This window comes from Pseudomonas sp. NPDC090592 (assembly GCF_044769185.1).
GTDB lineage: Bacteria > Pseudomonadota > Gammaproteobacteria > Pseudomonadales > Pseudomonadaceae > Aquipseudomonas.
Genome location: NZ_JBIVXJ010000005.1, coordinates 137,470 through 155,822, shown reverse-complemented (window position 1 = coordinate 155,822; position 18,353 = coordinate 137,470). Strand labels below are relative to the sequence as shown.

Here is an 18,353-nt window from a genome sequence, read left to right as displayed (position 1 = left end):
GGACTGTTCTGACGACTGCCGTACTTGCCCGACGCGTGGATGAAAGGGGAGCCAGAGTGTTACAGACCCCCGCTTGGCGCTGGCTTTCCGAACTTACGCAAACCTCCGCATCCGCGGAGGTTTGTTTTTTCCCGGCACACATTCTTGATTGAAGAATCAGGCAGGGGTATTTTTCTCTTTATGAGAAATATGGACCTTGAAGATTTGCATATCTTCCGCGCTGTGGTTCAGCACGGGGGAATCGCCCATGCCGCCCGGCAACTGAACCGCGTGCCTTCCAACGTGACGACGCGAATCAAGCAGTTGGAAGAGCGCTTGAGCGTGGCGCTGTTCCGGCGCCAAGGGCGGCATCTGGTGCTTACCGACAATGGGCATACATTGCTCAGGCATGCGCAGCGGTTGCTACAGATGGCCGATTTGGCTGAGCAAGAGCTGCAAATGGGCATCGCAGCGGGTGTGCTGCGTCTGGGCTCCCTGGAGAGCACCGCGGGTGCCCGGCTGCCACCCTATCTATCGGCTTATCATCAGCACTTCCCGGAAGTCAGCATCGAATTGCAGACCGGCATCACTGATGTGTTGCTGCAAAAGCTTGCGCAATATGAACTGGACGCAGCATTCGTCGCCGAGCCGTTCGAGCTTGGGCGGTTTTCCAGTGTGCCCGTCTTCGACGATGTTTTGACCCTGATCACTGCCAAGGGGGAGGCCACAATCAGTCAGGCAGCCGATTTGCAAGGGAGGACGGTGGTGGTATTCCCGCATGGTTGCTCTTATCGGCGGCGCCTGGTGGAGTGGCTGGCCGAAGAAGGCGTCTCACCCGGTAAGCTTCTCGAGTTTGGCTCTTATCACGCAATCGTGGCCTGTGTGGCAGCAGGGATGGGAGTCGGTGTCATCTCCCAAGCGCTGCTCGATCATGCAGTGCTGGGTGCCAGCGTTCAGTGTCATCCGTTGCCGGCTGCATTGGCGAGCAATCGAACGCATCTGGTATGGCAGGGTGAGATGACTGCGCCTGTGGCAGCTTTCATGCATCTTTTGCAGTCTCCCGAAGCCGCCGCTGAGTGTATGCGGCCAAGGGCTGGTAGCGAAGCTCAGCCAGCCCTGGTGAAGTGATGCTGCAGCTTTACTTTCACTCGCCAAGGGCGAAGGCGACAGCGGCATCGACATGAATGGCAGTTGAATCGAAGCCTGGTAGCGGGAGCTTGTCCGTTTCCAGAATCATGCAGATCTCGGTACAGCCGAAAATAACCGAGTCAGCGCCTTGGGCCTTGGCTGTTTCGATGATACCGATCAGCAGATCACGCGAACCAGCGAGCACTTTACCGATGCTCAATTCGTCAAAAATGATGCTGTGGATCTGCTCGCGAGCTTCGGCATCTGGAACCATGACGTCGATGCCCGCTGCTTTCATCCGGGCCGGATAGAAGCCGTTCTCCATGGTGTATCGCGTAGCGATCAGCAGTGGCTTGCGTTTGTTGGCAGCGATCAGGCGCTGGCCAACCGCGTCGACGATATGGATGAAGGGCAGGGGCGTGGCTTGGGAAACTGCGTCAGCTACCAGGTGCATGGTAACTGCGCAGATCATGATGCAATCGGCTCCGCCCGCTTCCAGGCTGCGCGCCACCGCTGCAAGGTGGTCACCCGCATCTTTCCAGCGGTTGGTTTTCTGCATGTCGACGATGGTCTGAAAGTCGACAGAGTGCAACAGCACTTGTGCAGAGTGCAGGCCGCCCAGGCGTTGGTTGATCGCTTCGTTGATCCGCCGATAGTACACGGCAGAGCCCTCGAAGCTCATACCGCCAATCAGGCCTATTTTACGCAGGGACATTGTGACTCTCCATTGAGCTGGAAACGGTTCGACGACTGAGTTGAATAAAGCTGAGCAACAGACGCTTTGCGTCGGCGGTGTCTTGAAGGTCTGACAGCAGTTGCGCTAGGTCCAGTCCTTGCGATGCGAGTGTTGCCTCACGGCGACGTATGCAGGCCGCTGCCAAGGGCAGGGTGAATTCGGGATGGAACTGAACGGAAATGGCATTTGCTGCGTAGCGGATGATCTGATGTGGGTCATGATCCGAGTACGCAAGCACCTGTGCGCCGGGCGGCAGGCAAGTGACGGTCTGCAGGTGAGTGAGGTGAGCAGGAAATGCTGACGGCCATTGGCCGAGCAGTGGGTCGCTGGTGCCCGCTGCAGTTAGTCTGACTGGCAGGCAGCCGATTTCGCAACCGTCGACATGGTAGTCGACGCTCCCTCCCAGCGCGTGGGCCATGAGCTGGTGTCCGTAGCAGATCCCGAAAAGCGGCATGCCGACGGCAATTGCCTGGCGGATCCAGGCAGCGAGATTTTCGCTCCAGGGGTGCCTGTCAGTCACCATCGACCATGATCCGGTAATGATGGCCACCCTATCGGTGGTGGGGGTGGGCAGCGTTGCGTCTTCCAGGTAGGCCTTGACCACTTCCACGCCGTGCGCTGTGCTTTGCAGGGCGTTCAGAAACCAATGAGGTATGTCGCCGTTGTCATGGCGCATGTCGTCTGGAGCGGTACCTGCTTGGAGGATTACGACATCGGTCACGTTGGGCTAAGCCTATGGTGGGTGACTGGCAGCTGATCCTAGCGGGCTTTTTAAATCATGAATACTGAATAGTATTGGTCGATATTTCTCATTTTGAGAAACATCGGGATGAGGGCTGTGACTTGTATGAACTCGTGTGATTGAGGGCGCAGGCGGCGGGGCGTGCACCCCGCCACTGGCCGGATCAGATGATGTTGTCCTTGGTCAGTTGGTCGATCTGACCCACGCTATAGCCCAGCTCCGCCAGAATTGAAGACGAATGCTGCCCAACAGCCGGTATTGCGCCCATGCGCGGCTCGAATGCGGAACTGCGTCCTGGGGGCAGCAGTGCGGGTATAGCGCCCACTGGGCTTCCCACTTCACGCCAGCGATCGCGCGCCTTGAGCTGTGGATGCTGCCATACGCCGGCCATCTCGTTGACTCTTGCATTGGCGATCTGTGCTTCATCCAGGCGCTGCACCACGGCGTCGGCGCTGAGGCTGGAGAACAGGTCGAGAATAATCTGCCTCAGCTCCACCCGGTTGGCCGAGCGCAGTGGGTTGGTGGCAAACCGCGGGTCATCGGCAAGCTCGGGCAGTTGCAATACGCTCTCGCAGAACGACCGCCACTCGCGCTCGTTCTGCAGCCCCAGCATGACCACGCCGCCGTCGCCCGCATTGAAGGGGCCGTAGGGGTAGATGGTGGAGTGCGAGGCGCCGGCCCGTGGTGGTGGTGGCGCGTCGTTGTAGGCGTAGTACAGCGGATAGCCCATCCACTCCACCAGGCTCTCGAGCATGGAGATGTCGACGCGGCTGCCGGCGCCGGTCTTCTCGCGCAGCAGCAGCGCACTGAGAATGTTGGTGTAGGCGTACATGCCGGCCGCAATGTCGGCAATCGAACAGCCGGCCTTAGCCAACTGGTCTTCGCCCTGGCCGCCGGTCACCGACAGGAAACCGCCCTCACTCTGAATAAGCAGGTCGTAGGCTTTCTTTTTCTCGTACGGGCCACCGACGCCATAACCAGAAATGTCACAGACGATCAGGCGCGGAAAGCGCTCCTTCAGCGCCTCGTAGTCGAGCCCCATGCGCGCTGCCGCACCTGGCGCCAGGTTCTGTATCAGCACGTCGGCGTCTTCCAGCAACTTGAGCAGGATTTCCTTGCCCTCAGCAGCTTTGAGATCCAGGCCCAGGCTCTCTTTCGTGCGGTTGGTCCAGACGAAGTGGGAGGATAGGCCATTGACTTGAGTATCGTAGCCGCGGGCGAAATCACCGCTGCCTGGGCGTTCTACCTTGATAACTCGGGCGCCGAGGTCTGCAAGTTGACGGGTGCAGAAGGGGGCCGCGATTGCGTGCTCCAGGCTGATGACTTTGACGCCGTCCAGCGGCCGGACAGTGTGTGCATTGTTCATTGATAGTCTCCCGTTGCAACGCCAGCCGTCTGGCGGCTGGCCGGACAGTCAGTTGAGAGTGGCATGCGCTGCCTGAGCGAGAATTTGCTCGGCACGCAGCACCACCGGGCGATCGATCATCTGGCCGTCGATCGTGGCCACGTTGCTGTCTGATGCGCGCTGAACAATTGCGGTGGCCCAGGCGATCTCGTCTTCGGTAGGCAGGTAGGCGCGTCGTACCGGGGCGACTTGGCGAGGGTGAACGCAGAGCTTGCCGGTGAAGCCCAGGGAGCGGGCATATTCAGCCGCATGCAAGGTCACTGACTCATCGAGGATATTGGTCGTAACCCCGTCGATGGGGCCGGCGATCTGGCTTGCAGCGCAAGCCAGCACCAGTTGAGAGCGTGCGAACAGTTGTGCCTGGTTGTCGTCGGACTTGATCTGCACGTCTGCAGCAAAATCGACATTGCCGAAGGCCAGGCGGGCAACGCGGGGAGAGGCCGCGATCTGTGGCGCGTTGAGGACACCCTTGGCGGTTTCGATCAGGGCGACGATCAGAATCCCGTCGCCGAGTGTGGCAACGGTTTCGGCAATGTCCTCAGGGGTTTCGGCCTTGGGCAGCATGACTGCACGCGCAAGCCCGGCAAGGGCTTGCACGTCTTCCTCGAACGCCGGGGTCGTACGTGGGTTGATGCGTACGACCGTCGGCAAGGTCGGGTTGTTCAGGAGCCAGGTCCGCACGTTTGCTCGCGCTTGTGCTTTCTCGGCTGTTGCGACGGCATCCTCAAGGTCGATGATGACGATATCGGTGCCTGACTCATGGGCCTTCTGGAAGCGTTCAGGACGGTTGCCTGGTACAAACAGGAACGAAGTGGCGCCATTGATGACGGTGTGCAGCGACATGATTCTTATCCTCTGAGGCGACGCAGGCGCCGCCCCGTGCATCAGTGGTCAGGAACGCTCGATAAGGCTGGCGATCCGCAGAGCGCGGTTCATCTCGTTGAAGACGATGTTGTAACCCTCGTCGAAGCCCATGCCGGGCTTGGCCAGCATCTGGCTAACGCCTGTTGCCACGCCGATGTGGGCGGTGGTACGCGCTGATTGGTCCGTTTCTGCGCAGGTGCCGCCGAGTACCGGGCCGATACCGTATTTGTGGCAGTCGAGGATGGCGTCGATGGAATTGTGAATCGAGCCCAGGTCCGGGGTCTTGATTTGCACCATGTCGGTAGCGCCGGCGGCTGCGAACAGGTGGACATCCTCGGCCGTGTTGGCCCATTCATCGGCAATGATCGATACTTTGCTGCCACGCGATTTCAGCGTTTGTCGCAGATTCCCCATGGCTTCGATCTGAGCGTCACGGTTACCGGCATCAAGTGGGTGTTCGATGCGCAGTTCGTGGTCGCCTGCAGCACGTTCGAGTTTCTGGATGATGTTGGCGGTGTGCTCGATCGAGCCTTGTGCCACGCTGCCGATCAGGCCATACACGTCGATGTGGAGGATGGGTTTGTAGCTTTCGCTGACGCGCAGTTGGCCGATGCGCGCGCGCAGCCAGCCGATGTACTCTTCCAGTGCGACGCCGTCGGTGCCTACCAGGCTGGGAGTGTTGATCAAGCCATGGGGAAGGACCGGGACGCTCTTGAGGATCATCTTGTCGACGGTGGTATAGCGTTCATCGCCGCATTGCCCGTAGATCGGTACCGCAGCCAGTGGGCGACTGATGTCCCATTCGTCCTTGATCACCTGAGCCATCAGGTGGTGACCCGCGGCATGCGCAGCAGCATTGAGCAGTGCCTGGGACACGCCGTAGGCAGCAGCTCGCTTGCTGTCGAACAGTTCATCGACCAGGCGCTCGGTGGCGATCGCGGCTTCACGGAAGCCGTTCACCGGCATACCCACCAGGCGAGGCCCCAGTTCCTGTTCGATCTGCTGGGCGAGGGCGGCGGCGTGGAAGCGTGGCTCGCGGCCGCCCACGCCGGTGTACTGCACGCTCGCGCAGTCGCCGTGGGCGATGTAACCATCGCTCAGCACCAGCATCACCGAGACGGCTTCGGAGGGCTCGCGAACCGCTTTGAAGCCAGGGGTCACAGGGACGCCCAAGTAAGCCGAGCCATCCCTTACTGCACCCGCCTTGATCGCGGCTTGGTCATCGAAAAAGAACGAACCTACGCCAGGGGACGCAATTACCTTGGCGATTGTGAGTGGAGTAGCCATTTCAACCTCTTCGAGATGTCGCGAATAATCGCGCCCATTGATATTTGGCAAAGGGCGCTCCCGAGCCAGGCCGGTGAGCGCCAGTTCGTCATGTTGCGAGTCACAGCGCAGACTGGTTGATCAGCTTGAGTTGGGTGTAGGCGAGCACGCCTTCGCTGCCGCCTTCGTAGCCGTAACCACTGTTACCCAAGCCACCCAGCGCAACGTCGGGCAGGGAAGGGGCTGTCTGGTTGATGCCCAGGTTAGAAGCGTTCAGCTTCGCCACGACCTCGTTGCGCACGCGCAGCGAATCGCTGAACAGGTACGCAGCGAATGCATAAGGTGCTGCGTTGGCATGCTCGAGGGCTTGCTCAAGCGAGGCGACTTTCTGCACGGTGGCAATCGGACCAAAAGGTTCTTCGAAGAGGATCTTGGCGTCGCCAGGTACATTGCTGAGGATGGTTGGCTTGAAGAAGAAGCCGGGGCGGTCGACTTGGTAGCCGCCCGTCTCGACCACTGCACCTTTGCTGACCGCATCCTCGATCAGCGCCTTGAATTCGGCGATACGACCTGCATGGGCAACAGGGCCTAGGGTGGTGCCGTCCTCAAGGCCGTGGCCCAGCTGATAGGACTCGGCCTTTGCGACGAGACCCTGAACAATCTTGTCATGCAGGCTTGCATGAACCAGGTAGCGAGTCGGCGCGACGCAGGACTGACCGGCGGTGCCGAACTTGGCAGGTGCCGTCACCTGGATAACGCGCTCTGGATCGGCATCCTCCCAAACGATCACCGGGGCGTGGCCACCGAGCTCAAAGACGCAGCGTGTCAGATTGCGTGCCGCTTGGGCGGCCAAGAGCTTGCCGACATGGGTGGAGCCAGTGAACGAGACGATCTTGACCTCAGGTGCGGCAAGCAGTTGCTCACTCACTGCGGCAGGGTCGCCGTACACCAGGTTCACAACCCCGGCCGGGATACCCGCATCGGCGATGGCACGAATGATCACGGTGGCACTGTATGGCGTGAACTCAGACGCTTTGAGCACTGCCGTGCAACCGGCGGCCAGCGCAGCACCCAGCTTGCGGGCAATCAGCACGGCCGGGAAGTTCCACGGGGTGATCGCTGCTGCCACTCCCAGTGCAGTGGGTACTGAAAGGCGCGTGCTGCCTTCGACGATGCCCGTGTGGACTTTGCCGAAGACGCGCGAAGCCTCTTCCCCGTTCCAGCCGAAAGCTTCGATAGCGCGCCCGGCTTCGCCGTAGGCATCTGCCTTGGTCTTGCCACCTTCCAGCAGCAAGGCATTGGCCAGCTCATCGACGCGTTCCGCCAGCAGGGCCGAAACTTTCTTCAGCAGCAGCCCGCGGTGGACGGCAGGGGTTCGGCTCCAGGCTGGGAACGCCGCGTCGGCCGCCTTGATAGCGGCATCGACCTGACTAGCGCTGGCCAGGCTGACAATGCCAAGGATCTCGCCGTTGCCAGGGTCCACGTTGTCGCGTTTGCCCGCGCTGCCCTCCTGCCATTGGCCATTGATGAAGAGATGTGCATCCAGGTTCTTAGCGGGCATAGCGGACTCCGAAGTATCAATCGAGGGGCATCAGCGCCAGGGCTCGGCGGTTGTTTTTTGGATATCGTGCCGAGAATTTCATTCGCATGACTGATTCTACACAATGCCTTTCGAATGACAACAGCCTGCTTGAAAATCCTTTCTTATGAAAGATATTGATTCAATGTTGTTTTTGTATGTAGAGTCGTCCAGGGCTTTCGCTTTAGCAGCCCTCAGGCCTCTTCGTTAAGCCTTGACCGCTGCAGTTCTGCTGCAGCGGTCTTTTTTATCCGGCTGTGTGCGGCTTCAGGCGTCGGCGCGCAGCAAAATGCGTTCGCTCCAGTACTGCGGGCCGGTTTGATGCACCGAGGTGCCTTGGCTGTCGACTGCCACGGTAACGGGCATGTCTTTGACCTCGAACTCGTAGATGGCTTCCATGCCTAGGTCCTCGAACGCCAGCACGGTCGACTTGCGGATGGCTTGCGCCACCAGGTAAGCGGCGCCACCGACGGCCATCAGATACACCGCCCGGTTATCCTTGATGGCCTCGATTGCCGCAGGGCCGCGTTCGGATTTGCCGATCATGCCAAGCAGGCCGGTCTGTTCCAGAATTTGCCGGGTGAACTTGTCCATGCGAGTAGCAGTTGTGGGGCCGGCAGGACCAACGATTTCGTCACCCACCGGATCGACGGGGCCGACGTAGTAGATGAATCGGCCTTTGAGGTCGACGGGCAGCGACTCACCCCGGTTTAGCATTTCCACCATGCGCTTGTGCGCCGCATCGCGCCCGGTCAGCATCTTTCCGTTAAGTAGCAGCGTCTCGCCCGGTTGCCAGCTGGCGATGTCCTCCGAGGTCAGGCTATCCAGGTCGATGCGGCGTGCGCTGGGGCCAGCCTCCCAGACGATCTCGGGGTAGGCATCGAGCGAAGGTGCTTGCAGCTCGGCGGGTCCGGAGCCATCAAGCACGAAGTGAACATGCCGAGTCGCCGCGCAGTTGGGAATCATGCAGATGGGTAGAGATGCCGCATGGGTGGGGTAGTCGAGGATCTTCACATCCAGAACCGTGGTGAGCCCGCCCAGGCCCTGTGCACCAATCCCCAATTGATTGACCTTCTCGAACAGCTCCAGGCGTAACTCCTCGATCCGGTTCGCTGGGCCACGGGACTTGAGTTGGTGAATATCGATCGCCCCCATCAGGCTTTCCTTGGCCATCACAGCAGCTTTTTCCGCAGTACCGCCTATGCCAATGCCGAGCATGCCGGGAGGGCACCATCCGGCACCCATCGTTGGCACCGTCTTCAACACCCAGTCAACGATCGAGTCGGAGGGGTTGAGCATGGCCATCTTTGATTTGTTTTCCGATCCACCGCCTTTGGCAGCGATGTCGATTTTGATAGTCGCGCCCGGTACCAGCGAGTAGTGAATGATTGCCGGCGTGTTGTCGCGCGTATTGGGGCGTCGACCTGCCGGGTCGCTGACGATCGATGCGCGCAGGACGTTCTCTGGCAATTGGTAGGCGCGACGTACACCCTCATTGACCATGTCGTCGACGCTCAGGCCAGAATTCTCCCAGCGGACTTGCATGCCAACGCGTACGAATACCGTGACGATCCCGGTGTCCTGGCAGATAGGCCGGCGCCCGGTCGCACACATGCGTGAGTTGATCAGTATCTGCGCCATTGCATCTTTGGCAGAGGTTGACTCTTCGCGCAGGTAGGCGCCATGCAAGGCTTCGATGAAATCGGTGGGGTGGTAGTAGGAGATGTACTGCAGAGCGTCCGCCACGCTCTGGATCAGGTCTTCGCTTCGGATGACAGCTGCATTGCTGGGGGGGCTTTTGGCGTTATCGTCGGAACGCATAGAAGGATCTCGAATCTCGATGGTGGTCATTTGATTTGTTTTTCTCTGATTAATCTTTCCTTCGCAATGTATTTTGCAAAAAATAATTTCAGATGAGAATATTTTGTGATTTTTCTATATTTTTGCGTTTTATGGAAGCTGACGTATGACGCCACGGAGCTGGACTTCGGAGGGGGATAGCTCGGTTTGATTGCTGCGATTGCGGTTTACAGCACCGGTGGTTGCTGCAGGGGGCCGTGCGACAATGATGCGGTTGACAATCGTGACAGAAACAAATTGTTACCACATAGGTAGCCTGCTACCATTTGTCATCCGTGAGATACGATGTCTGTCATGTGTATGACTAGTCGAGTTCGCTGCATTCAATTCAGCGTTCTGGAAGGTCGACAAGAGCAGGGCTTGAGCCTGCCGATGAGCACGTTTCACGGGTCTGAGTGATTAGTCATAGGTAGACCTGCATGTTGCTAGCCAAACAAACCTCGCGAAGGAAGTTCCTGCTTTCGTCGCTGATCGCCTTGCCCGCGATGGGCATCAACGTCAACGGCCTGAGTGCCGCGCTGGCGGCAGAAATGGCGGCGCCGAGCCTCGACAGCTACACCCCATGTTTCTTCACCCCGGCCGAATGGACCTTCATCCTCGCCGCCTGCGATCGCCTGATCCCCGCCGACGGCCGTGGCCCCGGTGCGCTGGAAACCAACGTGCCGATCTTCATCGACCAGCAACTGGCCGGTGACCTGGGCAGCGAGATCTACCTGGAAGGTCCGTTCGACCTGAATGCCCCGGCCACCCTGGGCTACCAGCTGCCGTACACCCCGCAAGAGATCTATCGCAAAGGTATCGCCGCGCTGGAAAGCTGGTGCCAGGCCACTCATGGCCAGCATTTCGCCCTGCTGGAGCTTGGCAAGCGCGATGATGCGCTGAAGAAGCTGCAAGCCGGCCAGGTCGACTTCGCCGCCCATGGCGAAAGCGTGCTCAAGGCCAAGCTGTTCTTCGGCGAACTGCTCAACCACAGCCGCCAGGGCTGGCTGGCCGACCCGATCTACGGCGGCAACAAGGGCATGAAGGCGTGGATTGCCATTGGCTTTCCCGGTGCCCGGGCCAGCTACCTGGAATGGGTCGCCCAACACAACGTCCCGTACCCCCTCGGCCCGGTCAGCCTGACCGGCCAACGCGGTTGATCCCTTCGCTTCGAGTTACAGCATTCAAGGTTTTTTATGGCACACATTACCAATGACGAAGTCGACGTCGCCGTCGTCGGCCTGGGCTGGGCCGGCTCGCTGATGAGCATCGAGCTTGCCCAGGCAGGCTTGAAAGTGCGCGCTTTCGAGCGCGGTGAAGACCGCACCAACGCCGATTTCGCCTACCCCAAGCCGGCTGACCAGTACGCCTACGGCGTGCGCAACAAGATCATGGTCACGCCCAAGGACGGCGCGCTCACCGTGCGCCACAACCTCAACGGCACCGCCTTGCCGACCCGCCAGTGGGGCGCCTTCGTGCCCGGCACTGGCGTCGGTGGCTCGGGCCTGCACTGGACCGGCGTGCTGATCCGCCCGACGCCGACCGACATCAAGCTCAAGACCTACGCCGACCAGGCCTATGCCCCGGGCATCCTGCAAAGCGACATGACCATCGGTGACTTCCCGTTCACCTGGGACGAGATCGAGCCGTACCTCGACAAGTTCGACAAAATCTGCGGCCTGTCGGGCAACACCGGCAACCTCAACGGCCAGATCCTGGTAGGCGGCGACCCGTTCGAAGGCCCGCGCTCCAACCCGTACCCGCTGCCCGCGCTGGAAGATACGCTGAACAATAAAATGTTCGCCGACGCCGCGCGCAAGCTGGGTTACCACCCGTTCCCCAACCCCTCGGCCAACGTGTCGCGGGCCTGGAAGAACCCCTACGGCAACCAGATCGCGCCCTGCAACTACTGTGGGTACTGCAGCAAGTACCCGTGCCTGAACTACTCCAAGGCCTCGCCGCAGACGGCGGTGATGGACGCGCTCAAGCGCATGGACAACTTTGACTACCGGGTCAACGCCAACGTCCTGCGTGTGGAACTGCACCCGGACGGCAAGACCGCCAAGGGCATCACCTACGTCGATGCCCAGGGCAACGAGGTGTTCCAGCCGGCCAGGATCGTCGTGCTGGCGGCGTTCCAGTTCGTCAACGTGCGCCTGATGCTGCTGTCGGGCATCGGCCAGCCGTACAACCCGGTCACCCGCAAGGGCACCATCGGCCGCAACTACGCGTTCCTCAGCAACGGCGGCGCCACGCTGTTCTTCAAGGACAAGCACTTCAACCCGTTCGCCACCGCCGGTGCCACCGGGCAGATGTTCAACGACGTTTCCCCGGGCAACTTCGACGGCCCGTCCCTGGGCTTCATCGGCGGCGCCAAGATCCACAGCTCGCAAGCCACTGGTACGCCGATCGGCACCGCGCTGCCATCCGGCACGCCGGAGTGGGGCCAGGGCTGGAAGGAAGGCATGCAGGACTGGTACGGCCATTCGATGAAGATCAGCATCTCCACCGGCTGCATGTCGTACCGCGACCACTACGTCGACCTCGACCCGACCTACAAGGACCCGTGGGGCCAGCCGCTGCTGCGCATTACCTTCGACTGGAAGGAGAACGAACTCAAGCTGCAGCAGCACCTGCGCAAGATCGTGCTGGACATCACCAGGGAACTGAACCCAGACAGCTACAGCGAAAGCTTCCTGGGCATGGACTCGCACTGGGATATCACCAAGTACGTGTCCACCCACAACGTCGGTGGCGCAATCATGGGTGACTCGCCGGAAACCAGCGCACTCAACCGCTACCTGCAGAGCTGGGACGTGCACAACGTGTTCGTGCCGGGCGGCAACGCCTTCCCGCAGAACTTCCAGGCCAACCCGACTTCCATGATCGGCGCCCTGACCTTGTTCGCGGCCCAGGCCATCAAGGACCAGTACCTGAAGAACCCTGGCCCGCTGGTGCAGGCGTGAGGAACGAGAACATGACCATCAAATCCCGTTCCATCCTGTCGATCGTGCTGGGTGTCGCCGTAATGGCCGCCGTGCTGGCGTGGATCGTCGCCGGCCTGCTCAACCGCTCCGGTGACGCCTCCGCGCAGTTGACCCAGGCCGTGACCCCGGCGCTGATCGAGAAAGGTGCCTACCTGGCCCGTGCTGGTGACTGCGTGGCCTGCCACACCAGCCATGATGGCGGTAAGCCGTTCGCCGGCGGGCTGGGCATCGCCTCGCCGATCGGCACCATCTACTCCACCAACATCACGCCGGACAAGAACACCGGCATCGGCAACTGGACCTATGGCGAGTTCGAGCGCGCGGTACGTCGTGGTATTGGCCATGACGGCAGCGCGCTGTACCCGGCGATGCCGTTCCCGTCCTATGCAAAGGTCAGCGATGAAGACACCCAGGCGCTGTATGCCTACTTCATGCGGGGCGTGGCATCGGTCGAGCAGCCGAACAAGGCCAACGACATTCCGTGGCCGCTGTCGCTTCGCATGCCGCTGGCCTACTGGCGCGCGATCTTCTCGCCGGGGCCCGAGGCAACTGCTGCGGTCGTTGGCGGTGATGCTCAGATCAGCCGTGGTGCTTACCTCGTCCAAGGCTTGGGCCACTGCGGCTCGTGCCACACCCCTCGCGCTCTGACCATGCAGGAGAAGGGCCTGGACGATTCGGCCAGCGGCTACCTTACCGGTGCCGAGCTGAACGGCTGGAACGTCCCGGCCCTGCGCGGCATGCCGCACTGGAGCGAGGAAGAGCTGGTCGAATACCTGGGCAGCGGCCGTAACGCCAAGGCCTCGGTGGCTGGCGAGATGACCGACGTGATCGCCAACAGCACCTCGCACATGAGCGATGCAGACCTGCAGGCCATGGCCGCATACCTGAAATCGCTGACACCTGCCAATGGCCCTGCGTACCAACAGCAGGCCGACCGCAGCGCGGCGACCACCGCCAAGCTGACCGCGGCCAAGGGCCTGACGCTGGGGGAGCGGCTGTACATCGACAACTGCGGGGCCTGCCACTTTGTTTCCGGTCAGGGTGCAGAGCGCGTATTCCCGCGTCTGGACGGCGCTTCGGTGGTCAATGCGGCCAATGCCGATGCGTTGTTGCACGTGATCCTCGCCGGCGCGGCGACGCCGTCGACCGAGCGTGCGCCTTCGGTGCTGCCGATGCCCGGCTTTGCCGAGCGCATGAACGATGCCGAAGTGGCCGAACTGGCAACCTTCCTGCGCCAGGGCTGGTCGAACCAGGCCTCGACTGTGACGGCGGAGCAAGTGCGCAGCGTGCGTGCAGAGCTGCACGCTCACCCTTAGTGCCGAGGCACAGTTGCAAGTAACCTCGGCTTTCTTTGCCAAGGATGGTGCTAGAAGCCTGAGGGATGTAAGTAGCGCATTCTATTGATAAAACCGATGGTAGCTATGTGGTGAGTATCGGTTTCGTCAAAGAAAATAGGGGCACGACTTACGCAATGGATGGAATTTGCAATGAAAACGGTCTCCTTCACCGAACGCCTGGTACACGCCGTGGGCTACGAACTGTTCGCCGTGCTGCTGTGCGCACCGCTGTTGTCCTGGGTGATGGGCAAGTCGCTGGCGACGGCAGGCGCACTGGCAGTGACCCTGTCGGTAATCGCCATGCTGTGGAACATGGTCTACAACGCGCTGGTCGATCGCTGGGTGCAAACCGAACGCATCCACTGGAAAGCCAGTGCGCGTTTTGTGCACGGTTTGGGCTTCGAGGCCGGGCTGGTGGTGTGGTGCCTGCCGGTGGCGGCGTGGATGCTGGATATCTCGCTGCTGCAGGCGTTCATGGTCGAACTGGGCTTCTTCGTGGTCATCCTGCCCTACACCGTGCTGTACAACTGGGCGTTCGACAAAGCCCGGCACTTGCTGATGCAGCGCCGCCTGGCATAAGTTGGCGCTCTCGCGAGTACGAATGCACGCGCGGTCTCTGTGGGAGCGGGCTTGCCCGCGAACACCGGTGCAGCCGGTGCCACCCTACCGCGGCGGCTGCTTCGCGGGTGAACCCGCTCCCACAGGGTCGTGAATGTCAAAAAAACGGGGCATGCCATTGCTGGCATGCCCCGCTTTCATACCGCCAAGGCCCCTCAGGCGACCTTGACGATCCAGCCTGCCGGTGCTTCGACATCGCCGCTCTGGATACCGGTCAGCTCGTTATAGAGCTTTTGGGTAACCGGGCCGACCTTTTCCAGGTCGTGGAACACGTGCAGCTTGCCGTTGTACTCGATACCACCGATCGGGGTGATCACCGCCGCGGTACCGCAAGCGCCTGCTTCGATGAAGCGGTCCAGCTTGTTGATTTCCACGTCACCTTCGATCACGGTCAGGCCCAGGCGCGATTGCGCCAGTTCCATCAGCGACAGGCGGGTAATGCCTGGCAGTACCGATGCCGATTTCGGCGTGACGAACTCGTTGTTGGCGGTAATGCCGAAGAAGTTGGCCGAACCCACTTCCTCGATCTTGGTGTGGGTCAGCGGGTCGAGGTAGATGGCGTCGGCGAAGTTGGCTTTCTTCGCTTCAGCGCCCGGCTGCAGGCTGGCGGCGTAGTTGCCACCGACCTTGGCCGCGCCGGTGCCTTGTGGGGCGGCACGGTCGAAGCTGGAGATCTGGAAGTTGTGCGGCTTCATGCCGCCCTTGAAGTACGAGCCAACCGGGATGGCGAATACCGAGAAGATGAACTCGGGGGCGGTGCGCACGCCAATGTTGTCACCGGTGCCGATCACGAACGGGCGCAGGTAGAGGGCGCCTTTGCCGTGCGGTGGCACGAACTTTTCGTTGGCCTTGACCACTTGCTTGCACGCTTCGATGAACACATCGGTCGGCACCTGCGGCATCAGCAGGCGGGCGCAGCTGCGTGCCATGCGGGCAGCGTTCTGGTCCGGGCGGAACAGGTTGATCGAGCCGTCCTTGCAGCGGTAGGCCTTCAGGCCTTCGAAGCACTGCTGGCCATAGTGCAGGGCAGTGGAGCCTTCACTGATGTGCAGGACGTTGTCTTCGGTCAGGGTGCCCTTGTCCCACTCGCCATTGCGCCATACGGACAGGTAGCGTTTGTCGGTCTTGATGTAGTCGAAACCCAGCTTGTCCCAGTTAATGCTTTCGTTGCTCATGACACCCTCATTGTCTTGCAAGTGCCCGATCGCTCGGGCTGCTGTTATATGCGCACCACGCCACCATAATACATCCGTGGCAGATCGGGAACGGCCAGTCACGAATTGATAGCCTGCAATGCATTGCTTGGGGGCTGGCGCGGGTAGTGCAGGGGGGCTGGGAGGTGTTTGGCGAAAGATTTGCAGCGCCTATGAGATCGAGCGCCGCCCGCGCGGCGCTTCGCGGGGCAAGCCCGCTCCCACATTTGTTGCAACGTGCCAAACCTGTCAGGCCATGGTTGTCAGCTTCGTTGGCTCGACTCGATTTCCCGGTGGGCGCTGCCGCCGCCCCACCTGTCTCAAGACATGCGCCAAGGCGGACAACGCCGATCCCACAGGCATGGGCACGTTGCAACAAATGTGGGAGCGGGCTTGCCCCGCGAAGCGCCGCGCGGGCGGCGCTCGATCTCATGGGCGCAGCAAATGTTTCGCCCTACGCTCAGCGCCCCTTCAAGCGCTTGCCCCAGTCCCCACCGTGGCTCTGCTGGCAGGCTTGTTCACTGTCAAACCGCACATGCCACGCTGGATGGTCTAGCTGTATCCCAGCCTGCTCCAACGCCACCTCCGTCAGTGCCAGCATGCGCACCTTGGCGTCACCCGCGACCGCAGCCGCCTTGTCGGCTTCTTGCTCGAATACCCAGGTAATGCGCAGGCTGGCCGGAAAATCCTCAGGATCAAGCCGATGGGTCAGCCAACTGAAACCGACGATCTCTGCCTTGGCGGTTTCGCAGGCTTCGGTCAGGCATGCGACCAGCTCTCGCTCCAGCCTGGCCATTTCGCGTTTGCCCATGGCCTTCAAGGGTTGGCCTCGTCATCGATCTGCTGGCAAAAGCGCAAGCGGTTGCCGAACGGGTCGTGCACCTGCATCTGCAATCCCCAGTCCAGTCGCTCTGCCTCTGGCCGGGCATAGCCATACCGTTTGGCCTGCAGTTCGCGCTCCAGTGCGCGCAGGTCGTCGATGCGGGCGAATACCGTGGAACCGGGGCAAGCATCACCATGGTGCTCGGACAGGTGCAGGATCAGGCCGTCCCGGTGAATCTGCAGGTACAACGGCAGGTCGGGGCTGAAACGGTGCTCCCAGTCGACGCTGAAACCGAGGAAGTCGAGGTAGAACTCGCGGGCCTTGTCGACCGAGAAAATGCGCAGTACGGGTATGGCGGGGGCGAGGTGCATGGGGGCGTCCGTGGCCGTGGGTGAGGGTGTCACTGTAGCGCAGTTGCGCGCCTTGTGGTCAGCCAGCCAGCCGCAACGGTTGACCACCCGCCAGCCACTGCGTAGCCTTGCCACTTCGAGGTTCTTCGGCCAGGCCGAAGCTAAGACGGGAACGCGGTACATGCCGCGGCTGCCCCCGCAACTGTAAGCACCGACAACGGATCGACACAGCCACTGCGCACGCGCGCGGGAAGGCGTCATCCCGCCACAGCCTGCTTTATAAAGGGCAAATGGAACGGTGCAAGCCAGGAGACCTGCCTCGCAACGTTTTCGACTTTCAACCGGGCGGGGTGATCCGGTGGCGAACACGCCCGGCCGGCCTGGCCCGCGGCTGTCGTCCTGCATGCCCGCGCCATACTGCCAAGGGCAATGCGACATGAAAACACTGGCCAAGCTTCCCGTCACTATCGTCACCGGCTTCCTCGGCTCGGGCAAGACCACCTTGCTGCGCCACATGCTCGACAACGCCCAGGGCCGCCGCATTGCGGTCATCGTCAACGAATTCGGCGAACTGGGTATCGATGGCGAAATCCTCAAGCAGTGCAGCATCGGTTGCACTGAAGAAGAGGCCAGTGGCCGCGTCTACGAGCTGGCCAATGGCTGCCTGTGCTGCACCGTGCAGGAAGAGTTCTTCCCGGTCATGCGTGAGTTGGTGGCACGCCGTGGCGACCTGGACCATATCCTGATCGAAACCAGCGGCCTGGCGCTGCCCAAACCACTGGTGCAAGCCTTCCAGTGGCCGGAAATCCGCAATGCCTGCACCGTCGATGCAGTGATCACCGTGGTCGACAGCCCGGCCGTGGCCGCTGGCACCTTTGCCGCCTACCCGGACCAGGTCGATGCCCAGCGCAAGCTGGACCCTAACCTGGACCACGAATCGCCGCTGCACGAACTGTTCGCCGACCAACTGGCCAGCGCCGACCTGGTGGTGCTGAACAAGGCCGACCTGATCGACGCCGAAGGCCTGGCCAAGGTACGTGCCGAAGTGGCTGAAGAGCTGCCACCGGCCGTGAAAGTGATCGAGGCCAGCAGCGGCAAGCTGCCACTGGAAGTGCTGCTGGGCGTGGGCGCCGAGTCCGAGGCGCATATCGATGGCCGCCGTACCCATCACGACTCGCACCACGATGGCGACGACCATGACGACCATGACCACGACGCCTTCGATTCCATCTCCATCGACCTGCCAGAGGCCGACGAAAGCCTGCTGCTCGACGCCCTGACGCAGCTGGTGGTGGAGTTCGGCGTGCTGCGTGCCAAAGGTTTCGCCGCCATCCCGGGCAAGCCGATGCGCCTGCTGGTACAAGGCGTGGGTACCCGTTTTGACAAGCACTTCGACCGCGCCTGGCGCGCCGACGAGCCGCGCATTACCCGCCTGGTACTGATTGGCCAGGACCTGGACGCTGCCCAGCTGGAAGCGCGCCTGCGCCAGGCCCTGGGCGCCTGACCC

The 18,353-nt window shown here is 61.3% G+C and carries 16 protein-coding genes and 1 riboswitch; of the genes, 6 read left to right on the top strand and 10 right to left on the bottom strand.

What is annotated here, in order from left to right; genetic code table 11:
• Positions 1-144: 144 nt before the first annotated feature.
• A complete protein-coding gene (locus ACIQUI_RS06205; RefSeq protein ID WP_403196005.1) occupies positions 145-1,107 on the top strand; it encodes a LysR substrate-binding domain-containing protein in 963 nt (320 codons plus the stop codon).
• 16 nt (positions 1,108-1,123) lie between these two features.
• Here ACIQUI_RS06205 and ACIQUI_RS06200 read toward each other — a convergent pair whose 3' ends face one another.
• The 7 genes from ACIQUI_RS06200 to ACIQUI_RS06170 form a co-directional block, all read right to left on the bottom strand.
• Positions 1,124-1,822 carry an aspartate/glutamate racemase family protein gene (locus ACIQUI_RS06200; protein WP_403196004.1) on the bottom strand — a complete coding sequence of 233 codons (699 nt, stop codon included), beginning with the start codon at positions 1,820-1,822 and terminating at the stop codon, positions 1,124-1,126.
• Positions 1,809-2,564 (bottom strand): glutamine amidotransferase, encoded by a 756-nt coding sequence (locus tag ACIQUI_RS06195; RefSeq protein WP_403196001.1) that lies wholly within the window; start codon positions 2,562-2,564, stop codon positions 1,809-1,811. The genes ACIQUI_RS06200 and ACIQUI_RS06195 overlap by 14 nt, the downstream gene beginning before the upstream one ends.
• Positions 2,565-2,748: 184 nt before the next feature.
• Entirely contained in the window at positions 2,749-3,951 is a 1,203-nt protein-coding gene (locus ACIQUI_RS06190) for a CaiB/BaiF CoA transferase family protein (RefSeq protein WP_403195998.1), read from the bottom strand.
• Positions 3,952-3,999: 48 nt separating this feature from the next.
• Positions 4,000-4,833 (bottom strand): HpcH/HpaI aldolase/citrate lyase family protein, encoded by an 834-nt coding sequence (locus ACIQUI_RS06185; RefSeq protein ID WP_403195995.1) that lies wholly within the window; start codon positions 4,831-4,833, stop codon positions 4,000-4,002.
• A gap of 48 nt (positions 4,834-4,881) precedes the next feature.
• Positions 4,882-6,141, bottom strand: a complete 1,260-nt coding sequence (locus tag ACIQUI_RS06180; protein WP_403195993.1) for a methylaspartate ammonia-lyase — start codon at positions 6,139-6,141, stop codon at positions 4,882-4,884.
• 100 nt (positions 6,142-6,241) lie between these two features.
• Complete coding sequence (locus ACIQUI_RS06175) at positions 6,242-7,681, bottom strand: aldehyde dehydrogenase family protein (RefSeq protein WP_403195990.1); 1,440 nt, start codon at positions 7,679-7,681, stop codon at positions 6,242-6,244.
• Positions 7,682-7,966: 285 nt separating this feature from the next.
• Positions 7,967-9,520 (bottom strand): fumarate hydratase, encoded by a 1,554-nt coding sequence (locus tag ACIQUI_RS06170; protein ID WP_403196196.1) that lies wholly within the window; start codon positions 9,518-9,520, stop codon positions 7,967-7,969.
• Positions 9,521-9,978: 458 nt separating this feature from the next.
• On the opposite strand from ACIQUI_RS06170, the gene ACIQUI_RS06165 reads away from it, so the two are divergent.
• The 4 genes from ACIQUI_RS06165 (at position 9,979) to ACIQUI_RS06150 (ending at position 14,441) form a co-directional block, all read left to right on the top strand.
• On the top strand, positions 9,979-10,698 hold the full coding sequence (locus tag ACIQUI_RS06165; RefSeq protein WP_403195987.1) for a gluconate 2-dehydrogenase subunit 3 family protein: 720 nt from the start codon (positions 9,979-9,981) through the stop codon (positions 10,696-10,698).
• 36 nt (positions 10,699-10,734) lie between these two features.
• Positions 10,735-12,504 carry a GMC family oxidoreductase gene (locus ACIQUI_RS06160; RefSeq protein WP_403195985.1) on the top strand — a complete coding sequence of 590 codons (1,770 nt, stop codon included), beginning with the start codon at positions 10,735-10,737 and terminating at the stop codon, positions 12,502-12,504.
• 11 nt (positions 12,505-12,515) lie between these two features.
• Complete coding sequence (locus ACIQUI_RS06155; protein ID WP_403195983.1) at positions 12,516-13,841, top strand: c-type cytochrome; 1,326 nt, start codon at positions 12,516-12,518, stop codon at positions 13,839-13,841.
• 171 nt (positions 13,842-14,012) lie between these two features.
• Positions 14,013-14,441, top strand: a complete 429-nt coding sequence (locus ACIQUI_RS06150) for a multidrug/biocide efflux PACE transporter (RefSeq protein WP_391138315.1) — start codon at positions 14,013-14,015, stop codon at positions 14,439-14,441.
• Positions 14,442-14,635: 194 nt separating this feature from the next.
• Here ACIQUI_RS06150 and ACIQUI_RS06145 read toward each other — a convergent pair whose 3' ends face one another.
• From ACIQUI_RS06145 to ACIQUI_RS06135, 3 genes are all read right to left on the bottom strand, one after another.
• Positions 14,636-15,655: a branched-chain amino acid aminotransferase gene (locus tag ACIQUI_RS06145; RefSeq protein ID WP_027916771.1), complete on the bottom strand. Its 1,020-nt coding sequence runs from the start codon at positions 15,653-15,655 to the stop codon at positions 14,636-14,638.
• A 478-nt stretch (positions 15,656-16,133) separates the two neighbouring features.
• A complete protein-coding gene (locus ACIQUI_RS06140; protein ID WP_403195979.1) occupies positions 16,134-16,493 on the bottom strand; it encodes a hypothetical protein in 360 nt (119 codons plus the stop codon).
• Positions 16,490-16,867 carry a glyoxalase superfamily protein gene (locus tag ACIQUI_RS06135; protein WP_403195976.1) on the bottom strand — a complete coding sequence of 126 codons (378 nt, stop codon included), beginning with the start codon at positions 16,865-16,867 and terminating at the stop codon, positions 16,490-16,492. The genes ACIQUI_RS06140 and ACIQUI_RS06135 overlap by 4 nt, the downstream gene beginning before the upstream one ends.
• Positions 16,868-16,968: 101 nt before the next feature.
• Positions 16,969-17,183, top strand: a riboswitch (cobalamin riboswitch).
• Positions 17,184-17,282: 99 nt separating this feature from the next.
• Between ACIQUI_RS06135 and cobW the strand changes: the two genes are divergently transcribed.
• Positions 17,283-18,350 carry a cobalamin biosynthesis protein CobW gene (gene cobW / locus ACIQUI_RS06130; RefSeq protein ID WP_403195973.1) on the top strand — a complete coding sequence of 356 codons (1,068 nt, stop codon included), beginning with the start codon at positions 17,283-17,285 and terminating at the stop codon, positions 18,348-18,350.
• Positions 18,351-18,353: the final 3 nt, after the last annotated feature.